Below are 17,150 nucleotides of genomic sequence, written 5' to 3'. Positions count from 1 at the left end.
TTGAAGATTATACAAGCCAAGAAGTGCCACTTGTTTTTTAGTGTATTATTGATTTTTTCTATGTTAATGATTTTTCCTAACCAGTCAAACGCTTCAGAAATGGGGGCGTATTCTCCAACTGAGAAAACATCAGGTCTAGTGAAGAATCCGGCGATGGGATGGGTTTTATATTGTGATGCTTTTGGGCAAATGACAATTGATAATATGCCAGATGAAAATAAATGCGTAATGAATCCCTCTTTGTTCTGGGAATCATTTGACAACTCGGGAGCTACAGATAAAGCGAGCATTTTTTACTTGCGTGCTCCATGGTCTTATTTTGAATCTGAGGAAGGGAATTATGCTTGGAATGACCCAGCAAGCACCTATCAAGAACTTGTTCAAGGAGCATTAGATAGGGGGTTGAAACTCTCGTTCCGCGTTTATATGGATAGTCAGGATTCTTGGACACAAGCTACTCCACAATATGTGAGGGATGCAGGTGCAAAGGGATATATCAATACTTATTGGAATCCTTATATCAACGATACTGTCTTTTTGGATAAATTCACTAAATTTATTGCTGCATTTGGTGAAAAATATAATGATCCATCTAAGGTCGATTTCGTTGATGCAATGGGGCTAGGTGCCTGGGGAGAAGGTCATAATATTCGCCATGATTCTTCACAGCCCGGGAATGTAAATACAAGTGTGAAGGCAGTAGCGGATGCATATGAAATTGCTTTTGATAAAGTATTAAAAGGAGCACAACAAGGGGGAGCTTTAGCAAGCATTGGCGAGGGATTGGTAGACTCAAACCATTATGATATCTTGCGACGCGATAGCTTTGGCATGCCCCAATATTTTGGAGAGAGTGATAAAGCCTATTATGTCAATCGTATGCTTGGTTTAGGAATACCATTATTCGCAGAAAATGGTTGGAACTATTTTGCCCATGATTTCGAAGGATATATGAATAGGAATGGAAAGCCGTATACAAACATTCGGGATATGTTAAAGGCAAGCTTGAAAGACGCTAAGGATGCTCGTGCGAATACGTTTGATTTGCGTGTCCCTGAAGATGCAGCGGAATGGATGAAAAATGAAGATTTAGTAGATGATTTTATTGTCAATGGAGGATATCGATTTGTCCCAACAAACTTTACGTTTCCAACGACGATCCAATCAAGCGATTATGTAACTGTAACAAGTGAATGGAAAAACACGGCACTAGGTAAAATGCCCAATAATAGACCAGCATGGGGCTATAAATATAAAGTGGCGTTTGCGTTGCTTGATACGGAAACTGCCTTGCCAGTTTTCACTCATGTGACAAATATTGATCCATCGGATTGGTTGAAGGGCAGAAATTATATGTATGAATCGAATATTAGCTTTGGTGATATTCCAAATGGTACGTATGACTTTGCATATGGTATTGTCGACACAACAAACAACAATGAGCCAGCGATTAATTTAGCTATTACAGAAGAGAAGACAAATTCCGGCTGGTATAAAATGGGGAAAACAACGGTGTCTAATATTGCCAAAACACCTGCAAATCCTGACTTTAGCTCTTATAGATTAGCAGAAGATTGGAGCTCAGTTCAAGGGAAGAATCAATGGTATTACCTGGAAGGGAATGACTCCAACTATTCAGAGATGACATGGAATGATTCCGGAAATAGTTGGAAGGGTACACATCAGTACAATGTCATCCGAGGAAACGCCCATATTCATCCAGACAATAAAGACTCGGTCGTAGGCTGGAAAGCTTCAACTCAAGGGGATATTACCATTTCTGGAAATCCGAGAAAACATAATATTGCTTGTGGAGATGGAGTAAATATAAAAATTATGAAAAATGATACGCAACTTTGGCCTGCAGAAGGTTGGCAACATATCGAAGCAGCTGATAATGCAGGCATTGATCATGAATTAACGACTACTGTAAAGCCAAATGACATGATTTACTTTGTCGTTAATAAGAAGGATAGCAATTCTTGTGACGGGATGGTTTGGAATCCATTTATTGAATATGGATCACAAGCGGACTCGATTGATGTCGCGCCCCAAGCTACGGTTAGTACGACAATGGGGACAAGTATAGGGAGCATAGCAAATATTATTAAAGAGACGGGCTCATGGAGTTCGGCGAATTCTGTTACGTTCCCTGGCTATATTACCCTTGATCTCGGTGATAAACATATTCATACAAACAAAATTACTTTATCCACCCATTATGGTAAAGGCCAAGGCATTACAAATTTTGATATAGAATACCATAACGGAACAGATTGGGTTCCTGCAAAATCGGATGTACAGATTCAGTGGGATATGAATTCTAATGTTATTGAATCCAAAGATGTTACTTTTGATCCGATCTATACGAATAAGATTCGTTTGAAAGTAAAGGATGGAAATTTGGACTGGGGCCATATAGCCTTAAATCAACTTCAATGGTGGTCTGCTGGAGAAGGGCCTAATGAACCATCAGCAGAGGTCAATACAGCCGAAATGCTTTCCACTCTAAAAGACTATCAGGGAGACGTGGCGGAGAAGGATTACCGTGCTCTTAATATTCATTTAACAGCAGTCGGCCAATTTGAAAAGAAAGAGGAGGCTGCAAAAGTGGTTAAACACCTGGAAAACTTCCAAAAGCTGCTTGACCATCAATTGGCAAGTAAAGCCATCCCGCAAGAGTTATATGACACGTTGAAGGCAGATACAAAAAAGCTGATGGAGCAATGGAAATAGACATACATGATGCGATGGAGGTCCTCTGATTAAGAGGGCTCTCTATAAAACAATCACTCTAGGTAAATGGAAAAAAGGGGATGAAAATGCGGATTATTCAGCGATTATGGTATCAAGGGAGTCAAACAATAGGGCGCAGGAGATTGCAGTTAATCATGATTTTTATTTAGAAAAATGACACTTTATACTCCTCCTGTTTTTGCTTATTACCTGAAAATAGCTGGCGAATGCTGGCTATTTTTTTCAATCAATTTTAGGATCATCGTCTCCTATGAATGTTGTGTGGTAACTTCATTTTACTAGATAGGACGATTTTTTTGTGCACTTTTTTGTAGATATATGTAAAAAATAATCGTTTCAGTTTAACTGTCGGCTTTGGAATTTCACCAAATCCACCGCATTCGTATTAGGAAAGCGGGTCACGGACTTAGGGGCAGACCTCATCACCGTCGGTTGGGAATTGCACCCGACCCCGAAGGAAAATCCTATTCAATTAATTAGCATATTAGCAGATAGCGATAATCTGTGCACGATTTCTTACTTGCTGGAAATGACTTCAATTGTTTTGAGTGAAATTGGAGGGACATAAGTGAGAGTCGTAATATATTAATTGGAATGTGTTTATAAGGAGAAACACTTAAAAGGCTGGTTGGTCGAAAGTGGAAAACAATCATGATCCGAATAGTGGAAATCCGTAAGCGGGTATGGGAAGTTAGTAAAAGAATATCTTTTATAATCAGATATACTATTCTATAAAAATCAAGCAGTTTATAAATAAAAGTTGGAATAATAGAGGTGAGGGAATTCAAAGATACCTCTATTCTCATTTTGTTCAATCACTAAGTTGTTCATCATGCTACAATAGATAAAATAGCGATAGGTAGGGTGTGAACTGATGGAAGAAGAAAACAAACAACCAACAGTTGATAGTGACTTAATTGAAGAGATTGACGATGAAGAAATGTATGAGTTAGTTCGTGAAGCCCAGCGTGAGGCACTTTTGAAAGCTAGGCAGGAAAGGCTGAATCCGAAACCCGTTCGTCGAGTACCGAGATGGATTGTTTGGATTGTCTCACTTACTTTTTTATTTAGCTCTTTTTCGTTTATCTTTCAAACATACTCAATTCCTGCTATCGAATTTTTACGCACATCGGCAAAACTCTCAATGGATAAAGACATTCAACTGTATAAAAAGTCAGTTGTTTCTGTTGTCTCTACGGATGGGACTGGAACCGGCTTCTCTATATCAAGTGATGGGGAAATTATAACAAATTACCATGTTATTGAAGGAAATGATGAAGTCAGCGTCGCTTTTCCTGATGATGGGATGTATACAGCAACAGTGGAAAAGACATTCCCAGAAATAGATCTTGCCTTATTGAAGGTCGAAGGTGAGAATCTACCCTATTTGGAACTTGCTGAGCAACCTCAATGGGAGAAAGGCGATCCCGTCTTCTTCATAGGGAACCCACTTCGTTTCTTAGGTATTGCCAATGAAGGAACAATTATTGATCTTACCCTATTGAGGGATTGGAAAGACGAAGTATTAATGATGAAAGCTCCTGTTTATCGAGGAAATAGCGGAAGTCCCGTTCTGAATGAAGCGGGACAAGTCATTGGCGTTGTATTTGCAACGATGAACCATGAGGAATATGGGAAAGTGGGATTGTTTGTTCCGATTGAGCTTTTTAAGCCATAGTTATGTTTTTTGAGGGACTAAAATCATACGAGGAGGATTAGGAATGAAACTCGGAATAATTGGAATTGGAGATATAGCAAAGAAGGCCTACCTACCTGTATTAACTAGCTATAAAAATATCGAGCTTCATTTATGTTCAAGAAATAGAGAAACATTGAAGGAAATCGCGGCTATTTATCGCATTAAGCATACATTTGAGGATATAGAGGGGTTAATCCAAAGTGGTATCCAAGCAGCTTTTGTTCATTCATCAACAGATTCTCATGAAAAGATCATCGACAAACTGTTGGATCATCATATTCATGTGTACGTTGATAAACCGATTACATATTTTGGAGATTCATCCAGACGATTAATTGACAAAGCGAGAGAAAAAGGATTAATTTTGATGGTTGGCTTTAATCGCCGTTATGCACCACCTTACCAGCAGCTGAAAGAGATCACCTATCCGAATATTGTTTTGGTCGAGAAACATCGCAGTCATCACCCAGATAATGCACGTACTTTTATATTTGATGACTTTATTCATGTGATTGATACCCTCTTTTATCTTTTTCCGTATGAAATTGAGAATTTTAAAGTACACGGAAAACAGCGAGATGGAGAGTTATATCATATTGTCCTACAGCTGGAAGCGAAAGAGGGTACAGCGATTGGAATTATGAATCGGGACGCAGGGATGAATGAAGAAATCGCGAAAGTTTTTAGTGCGGAAGAAACTAGACTCGTACGGAATATCAATGAAATCACTATACAACAAGGAAAAGACCAGCTAAAAAAGGGAAATGATGATTGGGAACCAACCTTGCAAAAGAGAGGTTTCTACAATATTACAAGTGCTTTTATTGAAAAGGTTAAAAACAATTTTGTACAGGACAAAGATTATCAGGAAGATTTGAAAAGACATGTAATGGCGGAAAAGATTATAAAGGCATTAGTGGATCAAATTAGTGTAAGGTAGAAAAGGGGTTAAGTTATTGATGAAGGTCGCCAATTGGAAACGCATGGCGACCTTAGCTTTTTTATGGGAGTCTCCTCATGGCTGATTCATCATTCCCATGAAAAGGACTGTGTCCGTTGTGTCATGAGTAATAGTAAAGAAAAAGGGCCGATTGACTTCCATGTAAAATGGATCATTAATCGGAGCGGAAGTGATTTTCATTTCAACAGATGTAGCTGCTGCAGCTTCTGTACCTTTTTCACTGACATCANGGTTTTATACTGTGACGCATTAGGTAAGATGGTTGATGATAATATACCAGACATAAATAAATGTGTGATGGATCCACCGTTATTCTGGGAGTCATTTGATCATTCGGGGGCAACAGAGAAAGCAAGTATTTTTTATTTACGGGCCCCATGGTCTTTCTTTGAACCAGAAGAAGGACAGTTTGCCTGGGATGATCCTTCCAGTAATTATTATGCTTTGGTTCAAGGTGCACTAGATCGTGGATTAAAACTCTCATTCCGCGTATATATGGATAGTCAAAATTCATGGCAACAGGTAACCCCTCAATACGTTATTGATGCGGGTGCTAAGGGATATAATAATAATGGATATCACGAAACATTATGGACTCCATATATTAACGATGCTGTATTCCTTGATAAATTCACAAAATTCATCGCGGCCTTCGGTGAGAAATACAATGATCCATCTAAGGTCGATTTCGTTGATGCAATGGGATTAGGTGCCTGGGGTGAAGGTCATAATATTCGGCAAGATTCTTCACAGCCCGGTAATGTGAATACAAGTGTTAAAACAATTGCTACTGCCTATGAAAAAGCCTTTGATAAAGTATTAAAAGGTGGACAACAAGGTGGTGCATTAGCGAATATTAGTGAGTCGTTGGTCGACTCAAACCATTATGATATCTTTCGACGTGATAGTTTTGGAATGCCTCAATATTTTGGAGAAAGTGATAAGGCTTATTATGTTAATCGTATGCTGGGTTTAGGCATCCCTGTGTTTGCGGAAAATGGTTGGAACTATTTTGCTCATGACTTTGAGAAATATATGAATCAAAATGGAAATCCATTTTCAAGCATACGAGAATTGTTGGAAGTGAGTTTAAGGGATGCTAAGGATGCTCGTGCGAATACGTTTGATTTGCGTGTCCCTGAAGATGCAGCGGAATGGATGAAAAATGAAGATTTAGTAGATGATTTTATTGTCAATGGAGGATATCGATTTGTCCCAACAAACTTTACGTTTCCAACGACGATCCAATCAAGCGATTATGTAACTGTAACAAGTGAATGGAAAAACACGGCACTAGGTAAAATGCCCAATAATAGACCAGCATGGGGCTATAAATATAAAGTGGCGTTTGCGTTGCTTGATACGGAAACTGCCTTGCCAGTTTTCACTCATGTGACAAATATTGATCCATCGGATTGGTTGAAGGGCAGAAATTATATGTATGAATCGAATATTAGCTTTGGTGATATTCCAAATGGTACGTATGACTTTGCATATGGTATTGTCGACACAACAAACAACAATGAGCCAGCGATTAATTTAGCTATTACAGAAGAGAAGACAAATTCCGGCTGGTATAAAATGGGGAAAACAACGGTGTCTAATATTGCCAAAACACCTGCAAATCCTGACTTTAGCTCTTATAGATTAGCAGAAGATTGGAGCTCAGTTCAAGGGAAGAATCAATGGTATTACCTGGAAGGGAATGACTCCAACTATTCAGAGATGACATGGAATGATTCCGGAAATAGTTGGAAGGGTACACATCAGTACAATGTCATCCGAGGAAACGCCCATATTCATCCAGACAATAAAGACTCGGTCGTAGGCTGGAAAGCTTCAACTCAAGGGGATATTACCATTTCTGGAAATCCGAGAAAACATAATATTGCTTGTGGAGATGGAGTAAATATAAAAATTATGAAAAATGATACGCAACTTTGGCCTGCAGAAGGTTGGCAACATATCGAAGCAGCTGATAATGCAGGCATTGATCATGAATTAACGACTACTGTAAAGCCAAATGACATGATTTACTTTGTCGTTAATAAGAAGGATAGCAATTCTTGTGACGGGATGGTTTGGAATCCATTTATTGAATATGGATCACAAGCGGACTCGATTGATGTCGCGCCCCAAGCTACGGTTAGTACGACAATGGGGACAAGTATAGGGAGCATAGCAAATATTATTAAAGAGACGGGCTCATGGAGTTCGGCGAATTCTGTTACGTTCCCTGGCTATATTACCCTTGATCTCGGTGATAAACATATTCATACAAACAAAATTACTTTATCCACCCATTATGGTAAAGGCCAAGGCATTACAAATTTTGATATAGAATACCATAACGGAACAGATTGGGTTCCTGCAAAATCGGATGTACAGATTCAGTGGGATATGAATTCTAATGTTATTGAATCCAAAGATGTTACTTTTGATCCGATCTATACGAATAAGATTCGTTTGAAAGTAAAGGATGGAAATTTGGACTGGGGCCATATAGCCTTAAATCAACTTCAATGGTGGTCTGCTGGAGAAGGGCCTAATGAACCATCAGCAGAGGTCAATACAGCCGAAATGCTTTCCACTCTAAAAGACTATCAGGGAGACGTGGCGGAGAAGGATTACCGTGCTCTTAATATTCATTTAACAGCAGTCGGCCAATTTGAAAAGAAAGAGGAGGCTGCAAAAGTGGTTAAACACCTGGAAAACTTCCAAAAGCTGCTTGACCATCAATTGGCAAGTAAAGCCATCCCGCAAGAGTTATATGACACGTTGAAGGCAGATACAAAAAAGCTGATGGAGCAATGGAAATAGACATACATGATGCGATGGAGGTCCTCTGATTAAGAGGGCTCTCTATAAAACAATCACTCTAGGTAAATGGAAAAAAGGGGATGAAAATGCGGATTATTCAGCGATTATGGTATCAAGGGAGTCAAACAATAGGGCGCAGGAGATTGCAGTTAATCATGATTTTTATTTAGAAAAATGACACTTTATACTCCTCCTGTTTTTGCTTATTACCTGAAAATAGCTGGCGAATGCTGGCTATTTTTTTCAATCAATTTTAGGATCATCGTCTCCTATGAATGTTGTGTGGTAACTTCATTTTACTAGATAGGACGATTTTTTTGTGCACTTTTTTGTAGATATATGTAAAAAATAATCGTTTCAGTTTAACTGTCGGCTTTGGAATTTCACCAAATCCACCGCATTCGTATTAGGAAAGCGGGTCACGGACTTAGGGGCAGACCTCATCACCGTCGGTTGGGAATTGCACCCGACCCCGAAGGAAAATCCTATTCAATTAATTAGCATATTAGCAGATAGCGATAATCTGTGCACGATTTCTTACTTGCTGGAAATGACTTCAATTGTTTTGAGTGAAATTGGAGGGACATAAGTGAGAGTCGTAATATATTAATTGGAATGTGTTTATAAGGAGAAACACTTAAAAGGCTGGTTGGTCGAAAGTGGAAAACAATCATGATCCGAATAGTGGAAATCCGTAAGCGGGTATGGGAAGTTAGTAAAAGAATATCTTTTATAATCAGATATACTATTCTATAAAAATCAAGCAGTTTATAAATAAAAGTTGGAATAATAGAGGTGAGGGAATTCAAAGATACCTCTATTCTCATTTTGTTCAATCACTAAGTTGTTCATCATGCTACAATAGATAAAATAGCGATAGGTAGGGTGTGAACTGATGGAAGAAGAAAACAAACAACCAACAGTTGATAGTGACTTAATTGAAGAGATTGACGATGAAGAAATGTATGAGTTAGTTCGTGAAGCCCAGCGTGAGGCACTTTTGAAAGCTAGGCAGGAAAGGCTGAATCCGAAACCCGTTCGTCGAGTACCGAGATGGATTGTTTGGATTGTCTCACTTACTTTTTTATTTAGCTCTTTTTCGTTTATCTTTCAAACATACTCAATTCCTGCTATCGAATTTTTACGCACATCGGCAAAACTCTCAATGGATAAAGACATTCAACTGTATAAAAAGTCAGTTGTTTCTGTTGTCTCTACGGATGGGACTGGAACCGGCTTCTCTATATCAAGTGATGGGGAAATTATAACAAATTACCATGTTATTGAAGGAAATGATGAAGTCAGCGTCGCTTTTCCTGATGATGGGATGTATACAGCAACAGTGGAAAAGACATTCCCAGAAATAGATCTTGCCTTATTGAAGGTCGAAGGTGAGAATCTACCCTATTTGGAACTTGCTGAGCAACCTCAATGGGAGAAAGGCGATCCCGTCTTCTTCATAGGGAACCCACTTCGTTTCTTAGGTATTGCCAATGAAGGAACAATTATTGATCTTACCCTATTGAGGGATTGGAAAGACGAAGTATTAATGATGAAAGCTCCTGTTTATCGAGGAAATAGCGGAAGTCCCGTTCTGAATGAAGCGGGACAAGTCATTGGCGTTGTATTTGCAACGATGAACCATGAGGAATATGGGAAAGTGGGATTGTTTGTTCCGATTGAGCTTTTTAAGCCATAGTTATGTTTTTTGAGGGACTAAAATCATACGAGGAGGATTAGGAATGAAACTCGGAATAATTGGAATTGGAGATATAGCAAAGAAGGCCTACCTACCTGTATTAACTAGCTATAAAAATATCGAGCTTCATTTATGTTCAAGAAATAGAGAAACATTGAAGGAAATCGCGGCTATTTATCGCATTAAGCATACATTTGAGGATATAGAGGGGTTAATCCAAAGTGGTATCCAAGCAGCTTTTGTTCATTCATCAACAGATTCTCATGAAAAGATCATCGACAAACTGTTGGATCATCATATTCATGTGTACGTTGATAAACCGATTACATATTTTGGAGATTCATCCAGACGATTAATTGACAAAGCGAGAGAAAAAGGATTAATTTTGATGGTTGGCTTTAATCGCCGTTATGCACCACCTTACCAGCAGCTGAAAGAGATCACCTATCCGAATATTGTTTTGGTCGAGAAACATCGCAGTCATCACCCAGATAATGCACGTACTTTTATATTTGATGACTTTATTCATGTGATTGATACCCTCTTTTATCTTTTTCCGTATGAAATTGAGAATTTTAAAGTACACGGAAAACAGCGAGATGGAGAGTTATATCATATTGTCCTACAGCTGGAAGCGAAAGAGGGTACAGCGATTGGAATTATGAATCGGGACGCAGGGATGAATGAAGAAATCGCGAAAGTTTTTAGTGCGGAAGAAACTAGACTCGTACGGAATATCAATGAAATCACTATACAACAAGGAAAAGACCAGCTAAAAAAGGGAAATGATGATTGGGAACCAACCTTGCAAAAGAGAGGTTTCTACAATATTACAAGTGCTTTTATTGAAAAGGTTAAAAACAATTTTGTACAGGACAAAGATTATCAGGAAGATTTGAAAAGACATGTAATGGCGGAAAAGATTATAAAGGCATTAGTGGATCAAATTAGTGTAAGGTAGAAAAGGGGTTAAGTTATTGATGAAGGTCGCCAATTGGAAACGCATGGCGACCTTAGCTTTTTTATGGGAGTCTCCTCATGGCTGATTCATCATTCCCATGAAAAGGACTGTGTCCGTTGTGTCATGAGTAATAGTAAAGAAAAAGGGCCGATTGACTTCCATGTAAAATGGATCATTAATCGGAGCGGAAGTGATTTTCATTTCAACAGATGTAGCTGCTGCAGCTTCTGTACCTTTTTCACTGACATCAATGAACCTCCCACGACTGAAGTCGCAGGTTTCAGGGTTGGTGCTAATGCACATTGACCGCTAGAGGCTGGGTACACACAACCGCTATCCCGTTGGCAAATGCCTTTGGGACTACTTTTCTTAGTATATTGGCTGATCCATTTACATCGGCGTTGATTAAAATTCCCTTTTTTGAACGGTACATCCCCCTCGAGATTCGCTTTCCGCTAAAGATGTCATCACTTTCTTCCCCCGATTTGTAGGTTGGGATCGGATCTTCATCTAAAAAGCTTGCTTGGNAAAACAACGGTGTCTAATATTGCCAAAACACCTGCAAATCCTGACTTTAGCTCTTATAGATTAGCAGAAGATTGGAGCTCAGTTCAAGGGAAGAATCAATGGTATTACCTGGAAGGGAATGACTCCAACTATTCAGAGATGACATGGAATGATTCCGGAAATAGTTGGAAGGGTACACATCAGTACAATGTCATCCGAGGAAACGCCCATATTCATCCAGACAATAAAGACTCGGTCGTAGGCTGGAAAGCTTCAACTCAAGGGGATATTACCATTTCTGGAAATCCGAGAAAACATAATATTGCTTGTGGAGATGGAGTAAATATAAAAATTATGAAAAATGATACGCAACTTTGGCCTGCAGAAGGTTGGCAACATATCGAAGCAGCTGATAATGCAGGCATTGATCATGAATTAACGACTACTGTAAAGCCAAATGACATGATTTACTTTGTCGTTAATAAGAAGGATAGCAATTCTTGTGACGGGATGGTTTGGAATCCATTTATTGAATATGGATCACAAGCGGACTCGATTGATGTCGCGCCCCAAGCTACGGTTAGTACGACAATGGGGACAAGTATAGGGAGCATAGCAAATATTATTAAAGAGACGGGCTCATGGAGTTCGGCGAATTCTGTTACGTTCCCTGGCTATATTACCCTTGATCTCGGTGATAAACATATTCATACAAACAAAATTACTTTATCCACCCATTATGGTAAAGGCCAAGGCATTACAAATTTTGATATAGAATACCATAACGGAACAGATTGGGTTCCTGCAAAATCGGATGTACAGATTCAGTGGGATATGAATTCTAATGTTATTGAATCCAAAGATGTTACTTTTGATCCGATCTATACGAATAAGATTCGTTTGAAAGTAAAGGATGGAAATTTGGACTGGGGCCATATAGCCTTAAATCAACTTCAATGGTGGTCTGCTGGAGAAGGGCCTAATGAACCATCAGCAGAGGTCAATACAGCCGAAATGCTTTCCACTCTAAAAGACTATCAGGGAGACGTGGCGGAGAAGGATTACCGTGCTCTTAATATTCATTTAACAGCAGTCGGCCAATTTGAAAAGAAAGAGGAGGCTGCAAAAGTGGTTAAACACCTGGAAAACTTCCAAAAGCTGCTTGACCATCAATTGGCAAGTAAAGCCATCCCGCAAGAGTTATATGACACGTTGAAGGCAGATACAAAAAAGCTGATGGAGCAATGGAAATAGACATACATGATGCGATGGAGGTCCTCTGATTAAGAGGGCTCTCTATAAAACAATCACTCTAGGTAAATGGAAAAAAGGGGATGAAAATGCGGATTATTCAGCGATTATGGTATCAAGGGAGTCAAACAATAGGGCGCAGGAGATTGCAGTTAATCATGATTTTTATTTAGAAAAATGACACTTTATACTCCTCCTGTTTTTGCTTATTACCTGAAAATAGCTGGCGAATGCTGGCTATTTTTTTCAATCAATTTTAGGATCATCGTCTCCTATGAATGTTGTGTGGTAACTTCATTTTACTAGATAGGACGATTTTTTTGTGCACTTTTTTGTAGATATATGTAAAAAATAATCGTTTCAGTTTAACTGTCGGCTTTGGAATTTCACCAAATCCACCGCATTCGTATTAGGAAAGCGGGTCACGGACTTAGGGGCAGACCTCATCACCGTCGGTTGGGAATTGCACCCGACCCCGAAGGAAAATCCTATTCAATTAATTAGCATATTAGCAGATAGCGATAATCTGTGCACGATTTCTTACTTGCTGGAAATGACTTCAATTGTTTTGAGTGAAATTGGAGGGACATAAGTGAGAGTCGTAATATATTAATTGGAATGTGTTTATAAGGAGAAACACTTAAAAGGCTGGTTGGTCGAAAGTGGAAAACAATCATGATCCGAATAGTGGAAATCCGTAAGCGGGTATGGGAAGTTAGTAAAAGAATATCTTTTATAATCAGATATACTATTCTATAAAAATCAAGCAGTTTATAAATAAAAGTTGGAATAATAGAGGTGAGGGAATTCAAAGATACCTCTATTCTCATTTTGTTCAATCACTAAGTTGTTCATCATGCTACAATAGATAAAATAGCGATAGGTAGGGTGTGAACTGATGGAAGAAGAAAACAAACAACCAACAGTTGATAGTGACTTAATTGAAGAGATTGACGATGAAGAAATGTATGAGTTAGTTCGTGAAGCCCAGCGTGAGGCACTTTTGAAAGCTAGGCAGGAAAGGCTGAATCCGAAACCCGTTCGTCGAGTACCGAGATGGATTGTTTGGATTGTCTCACTTACTTTTTTATTTAGCTCTTTTTCGTTTATCTTTCAAACATACTCAATTCCTGCTATCGAATTTTTACGCACATCGGCAAAACTCTCAATGGATAAAGACATTCAACTGTATAAAAAGTCAGTTGTTTCTGTTGTCTCTACGGATGGGACTGGAACCGGCTTCTCTATATCAAGTGATGGGGAAATTATAACAAATTACCATGTTATTGAAGGAAATGATGAAGTCAGCGTCGCTTTTCCTGATGATGGGATGTATACAGCAACAGTGGAAAAGACATTCCCAGAAATAGATCTTGCCTTATTGAAGGTCGAAGGTGAGAATCTACCCTATTTGGAACTTGCTGAGCAACCTCAATGGGAGAAAGGCGATCCCGTCTTCTTCATAGGGAACCCACTTCGTTTCTTAGGTATTGCCAATGAAGGAACAATTATTGATCTTACCCTATTGAGGGATTGGAAAGACGAAGTATTAATGATGAAAGCTCCTGTTTATCGAGGAAATAGCGGAAGTCCCGTTCTGAATGAAGCGGGACAAGTCATTGGCGTTGTATTTGCAACGATGAACCATGAGGAATATGGGAAAGTGGGATTGTTTGTTCCGATTGAGCTTTTTAAGCCATAGTTATGTTTTTTGAGGGACTAAAATCATACGAGGAGGATTAGGAATGAAACTCGGAATAATTGGAATTGGAGATATAGCAAAGAAGGCCTACCTACCTGTATTAACTAGCTATAAAAATATCGAGCTTCATTTATGTTCAAGAAATAGAGAAACATTGAAGGAAATCGCGGCTATTTATCGCATTAAGCATACATTTGAGGATATAGAGGGGTTAATCCAAAGTGGTATCCAAGCAGCTTTTGTTCATTCATCAACAGATTCTCATGAAAAGATCATCGACAAACTGTTGGATCATCATATTCATGTGTACGTTGATAAACCGATTACATATTTTGGAGATTCATCCAGACGATTAATTGACAAAGCGAGAGAAAAAGGATTAATTTTGATGGTTGGCTTTAATCGCCGTTATGCACCACCTTACCAGCAGCTGAAAGAGATCACCTATCCGAATATTGTTTTGGTCGAGAAACATCGCAGTCATCACCCAGATAATGCACGTACTTTTATATTTGATGACTTTATTCATGTGATTGATACCCTCTTTTATCTTTTTCCGTATGAAATTGAGAATTTTAAAGTACACGGAAAACAGCGAGATGGAGAGTTATATCATATTGTCCTACAGCTGGAAGCGAAAGAGGGTACAGCGATTGGAATTATGAATCGGGACGCAGGGATGAATGAAGAAATCGCGAAAGTTTTTAGTGCGGAAGAAACTAGACTCGTACGGAATATCAATGAAATCACTATACAACAAGGAAAAGACCAGCTAAAAAAGGGAAATGATGATTGGGAACCAACCTTGCAAAAGAGAGGTTTCTACAATATTACAAGTGCTTTTATTGAAAAGGTTAAAAACAATTTTGTACAGGACAAAGATTATCAGGAAGATTTGAAAAGACATGTAATGGCGGAAAAGATTATAAAGGCATTAGTGGATCAAATTAGTGTAAGGTAGAAAAGGGGTTAAGTTATTGATGAAGGTCGCCAATTGGAAACGCATGGCGACCTTAGCTTTTTTATGGGAGTCTCCTCATGGCTGATTCATCATTCCCATGAAAAGGACTGTGTCCGTTGTGTCATGAGTAATAGTAAAGAAAAAGGGCCGATTGACTTCCATGTAAAATGGATCATTAATCGGAGCGGAAGTGATTTTCATTTCAACAGATGTAGCTGCTGCAGCTTCTGTACCTTTTTCACTGACATCAATGAACCTCCCACGACTGAAGTCGCAGGTTTCAGGGTTGGTGCTAATGCACATTGACCGCTAGAGGCTGGGTACACACAACCGCTATCCCGTTGGCAAATGCCTTTGGGACTACTTTTCTTAGTATATTGGCTGATCCATTTACATCGGCGTTGATTAAAATTCCCTTTTTTGAACGGTACATCCCCCTCGAGATTCGCTTTCCGCTAAAGATGTCATCACTTTCTTCCCCCGATTTGTAGGTTGGGATCGGATCTTCATCTAAAAAGCTTGCTTGGGATGTATAGCTTTCTTCTGTTTCAATGACGGCTATGCCCTCGGTATTTGCTTTGTACCGAATCATTGACACCAACATCGCATGTGGGATTTGAACAAAATTTTGATTATTTTTGGAGCCTAAAGCGACTTTCTGTTTCCAATCCATATTTTTACCGATAATGATGGTATCGATGCGATGTTCTTTTGCTACTTTCACAATGTTAAAACTCACTTTATGAAAGAAATCTTTGATTTGATTATGACGCTTGCTGTCTAACCTGCTTAATCTTTTTGAATATCTTTGACCCTCTTTTGAACTCCTCCCGTTTCGTAATGCAGCATAATAATAACTTTTTAATTTATTGTACCAACGATTAATAGATTTAATTTTGCCGCCTTTAAAAAGAATAGGAGTCATTTCAACATTCGACACCAAAGTGGCTATATTTTCCACACCCAAATCAATGCTTAAAATCCGTTTCTTCTTTGGATTAATTTCAATCTTTTTACCCGTGAAAAAAATGACCTCTACTGTGAAGGTATTATATTTTGGGATAATCCTTACTTGTTGGAACTTACCCGAAACATTTGCCAACTTGCCAATGTTTAACTTCCCCTTTGTTTTAGGGAATCTTAAATATTTTTCACTTTTTAATTGACAGATTTGGTTCGATAAAACCACTTCTTTTTGGCTGCCTTTCGGTAGATACCTAGGAATGTTAGGTCGGCCTTTATATTTCTGGGGGTTTTCTTTATAACCATTTAGGCTTTTAAAAAAAGAATCCCAATTTTGAACAACATTTTTGATGACTTGTTGATTGATTTGTCCTGGCAAAGAATAATAGTCTTTTTGTTTAATAGTTTTAAACAAAGCATCTAGGAAGTTGTAACCGACAAATGCTTTTTCTTTAGTTGGCAGTGTAAATAGTTTTAACTCTTTTTGATTTCCCTTTCCTTTTAACCTCCTCAGCTTTTTGTAATAAGCCATTGTCTTTTTCTCGTTCATTTTATCAATGTTCTGATAAATGGTTTCTAACACTTCTCTCTGCAATGGTTGCAGTGGTTTATCACTTTTCAAAGCGGTGTAAACCTGCCTAATATAGAAGTTTGTTAGATTGTATAAGTTGTTGCCGTTTGCACATAATTCTTCAAAATAGGAAAATAGACGATGGCCTTTTTTCACATCCATTTGATAGGTACGATATTCCTTTCCTTCATCTCGTTCCATTTTATCACCTCGTTTCCATACTATTATTTTACTATACAGAACGTATGTTTGCAATCTATTACATGCTAATTTATAACAAAATAAGCCGATTCATCCC

The 17,150-nt window shown here is 38.5% G+C and carries 12 protein-coding genes, 1 pseudogene and 3 riboswitches; of the genes and pseudogenes, 9 read left to right on the top strand and 4 right to left on the bottom strand.

The features are described 5' to 3' along the window. The first annotated feature begins 66 nt into the window (after positions 1-66). From BN1243_RS09750 to BN1243_RS09740, 3 genes are all read left to right on the top strand, one after another. The gene (locus BN1243_RS09750) at positions 67-2,736 is read left to right on the top strand and encodes a DUF4832 domain-containing protein (RefSeq protein WP_230200161.1); all 2,670 of its coding nucleotides are present in this window, start codon (positions 67-69) and stop codon (positions 2,734-2,736) included. 348 nt (positions 2,737-3,084) lie between these two features. Continuing rightward, a riboswitch (FMN riboswitch) is annotated at positions 3,085-3,220 on the bottom strand. Positions 3,221-3,631: 411 nt separating this feature from the next. Further along, a complete protein-coding gene (locus tag BN1243_RS09745; RefSeq protein WP_062106346.1) occupies positions 3,632-4,435 on the top strand; it encodes a S1C family serine protease in 804 nt (267 codons plus the stop codon). A 43-nt stretch (positions 4,436-4,478) separates the two neighbouring features. Beyond that, a complete protein-coding gene (locus BN1243_RS09740) occupies positions 4,479-5,396 on the top strand; it encodes a Gfo/Idh/MocA family protein (protein ID WP_062106344.1) in 918 nt (305 codons plus the stop codon). 75 nt (positions 5,397-5,471) lie between these two features. Here the strand turns inward: BN1243_RS09740 and BN1243_RS21775 are convergent. Next, positions 5,472-5,633: pseudogene (locus tag BN1243_RS21775) on the bottom strand (serpin family protein); the annotation flags it as partial. A gap of 42 nt (positions 5,634-5,675) precedes the next feature. Between BN1243_RS21775 and BN1243_RS22635 the strand changes: the two are divergent. From BN1243_RS22635 to BN1243_RS09725, 3 genes are all read left to right on the top strand, one after another. Continuing rightward, entirely contained in the window at positions 5,676-8,237 is a 2,562-nt protein-coding gene (locus tag BN1243_RS22635) for an FIMAH domain-containing protein (protein ID WP_062106353.1), read from the top strand. Between the two features lie 348 nt (positions 8,238-8,585). After that, a riboswitch (FMN riboswitch) is annotated at positions 8,586-8,721 on the bottom strand. Positions 8,722-9,132: 411 nt separating this feature from the next. Then, positions 9,133-9,936 (top strand): S1C family serine protease, encoded by an 804-nt coding sequence (locus BN1243_RS09730; protein WP_062106346.1) that lies wholly within the window; start codon positions 9,133-9,135, stop codon positions 9,934-9,936. A 43-nt stretch (positions 9,937-9,979) separates the two neighbouring features. Next, positions 9,980-10,897, top strand: coding sequence for a Gfo/Idh/MocA family protein (locus tag BN1243_RS09725; RefSeq protein ID WP_062106344.1), 918 nt, complete (start codon positions 9,980-9,982; stop codon positions 10,895-10,897). A 75-nt stretch (positions 10,898-10,972) separates the two neighbouring features. Here BN1243_RS09725 and BN1243_RS09720 read toward each other — a convergent pair whose 3' ends face one another. Further along, positions 10,973-11,200: a serpin family protein gene (locus BN1243_RS09720; protein WP_062106341.1), complete on the bottom strand. Its 228-nt coding sequence runs from the start codon at positions 11,198-11,200 to the stop codon at positions 10,973-10,975. A gap of 234 nt (positions 11,201-11,434) precedes the next feature. Between BN1243_RS09720 and BN1243_RS09710 the strand changes: the two genes are divergently transcribed. The 3 genes from BN1243_RS09710 (at position 11,435) to BN1243_RS09700 (ending at position 15,318) form a co-directional block, all read left to right on the top strand. Continuing rightward, a complete protein-coding gene (locus BN1243_RS09710; RefSeq protein WP_062106348.1) occupies positions 11,435-12,658 on the top strand; it encodes an FIMAH domain-containing protein in 1,224 nt (407 codons plus the stop codon). A 348-nt stretch (positions 12,659-13,006) separates the two neighbouring features. Beyond that, positions 13,007-13,142: riboswitch (FMN riboswitch) on the bottom strand. A gap of 411 nt (positions 13,143-13,553) precedes the next feature. Continuing rightward, positions 13,554-14,357 carry a S1C family serine protease gene (locus BN1243_RS09705; RefSeq protein ID WP_062106346.1) on the top strand — a complete coding sequence of 268 codons (804 nt, stop codon included), beginning with the start codon at positions 13,554-13,556 and terminating at the stop codon, positions 14,355-14,357. Between the two features lie 43 nt (positions 14,358-14,400). Continuing rightward, the gene (locus tag BN1243_RS09700) at positions 14,401-15,318 is read left to right on the top strand and encodes a Gfo/Idh/MocA family protein (RefSeq protein WP_062106344.1); all 918 of its coding nucleotides are present in this window, start codon (positions 14,401-14,403) and stop codon (positions 15,316-15,318) included. A gap of 75 nt (positions 15,319-15,393) precedes the next feature. Here the strand turns inward: BN1243_RS09700 and BN1243_RS09695 are convergent, their stop codons facing one another. Together BN1243_RS09695 and BN1243_RS09690 are read right to left on the bottom strand one after the other, a co-directional pair. After that, positions 15,394-15,621, bottom strand: coding sequence for a serpin family protein (locus BN1243_RS09695; protein ID WP_062106341.1), 228 nt, complete (start codon positions 15,619-15,621; stop codon positions 15,394-15,396). Beyond that, entirely contained in the window at positions 15,611-17,053 is a 1,443-nt protein-coding gene (locus BN1243_RS09690) for an RNA-guided endonuclease InsQ/TnpB family protein (RefSeq protein WP_062106339.1), read from the bottom strand. Before BN1243_RS09690 ends, BN1243_RS09695 begins: the two co-directional genes overlap by 11 nt. Positions 17,054-17,150: the final 97 nt, after the last annotated feature.

The sequence above is a fragment of the Bacillus niameyensis genome, assembly GCF_001375535.1.
Taxonomy (GTDB): Bacteria; Bacillota; Bacilli; order Bacillales; family Bacillaceae_C; genus Lederbergia; species Lederbergia niameyensis.
Note: the sequence above shows the minus strand (reverse complement) of the source record. Positions and strands in the feature narration are given on the sequence as shown.

Excerpts from the sequence above, each read along its gene's own strand:
- BN1243_RS09750 (WP_230200161.1), top strand. The coding sequence starts at position 67 with ATGATTTTTCCTAACCAGTCAAACGCTTCAGAAATGGGGGCGTATTCT.
- BN1243_RS09745 (WP_062106346.1), top strand. The coding sequence starts at position 3,632 with ATGGAAGAAGAAAACAAACAACCAACAGTTGATAGTGACTTAATTGAA.
- BN1243_RS09740 (WP_062106344.1), top strand. The coding sequence starts at position 4,479 with ATGAAACTCGGAATAATTGGAATTGGAGATATAGCAAAGAAGGCCTAC.
- BN1243_RS22635 (WP_062106353.1), top strand. The coding sequence starts at position 5,676 with ATGGTTGATGATAATATACCAGACATAAATAAATGTGTGATGGATCCA.
- BN1243_RS09730 (WP_062106346.1), top strand. The coding sequence starts at position 9,133 with ATGGAAGAAGAAAACAAACAACCAACAGTTGATAGTGACTTAATTGAA.
- BN1243_RS09725 (WP_062106344.1), top strand. The coding sequence starts at position 9,980 with ATGAAACTCGGAATAATTGGAATTGGAGATATAGCAAAGAAGGCCTAC.
- BN1243_RS09720 (WP_062106341.1), bottom strand. The coding sequence starts at position 11,200 with ATGTGCATTAGCACCAACCCTGAAACCTGCGACTTCAGTCGTGGGAGG.
- BN1243_RS09705 (WP_062106346.1), top strand. The coding sequence starts at position 13,554 with ATGGAAGAAGAAAACAAACAACCAACAGTTGATAGTGACTTAATTGAA.
- BN1243_RS09700 (WP_062106344.1), top strand. The coding sequence starts at position 14,401 with ATGAAACTCGGAATAATTGGAATTGGAGATATAGCAAAGAAGGCCTAC.
- BN1243_RS09695 (WP_062106341.1), bottom strand. The coding sequence starts at position 15,621 with ATGTGCATTAGCACCAACCCTGAAACCTGCGACTTCAGTCGTGGGAGG.
- BN1243_RS09690 (WP_062106339.1), bottom strand. The coding sequence starts at position 17,053 with ATGGAACGAGATGAAGGAAAGGAATATCGTACCTATCAAATGGATGTG.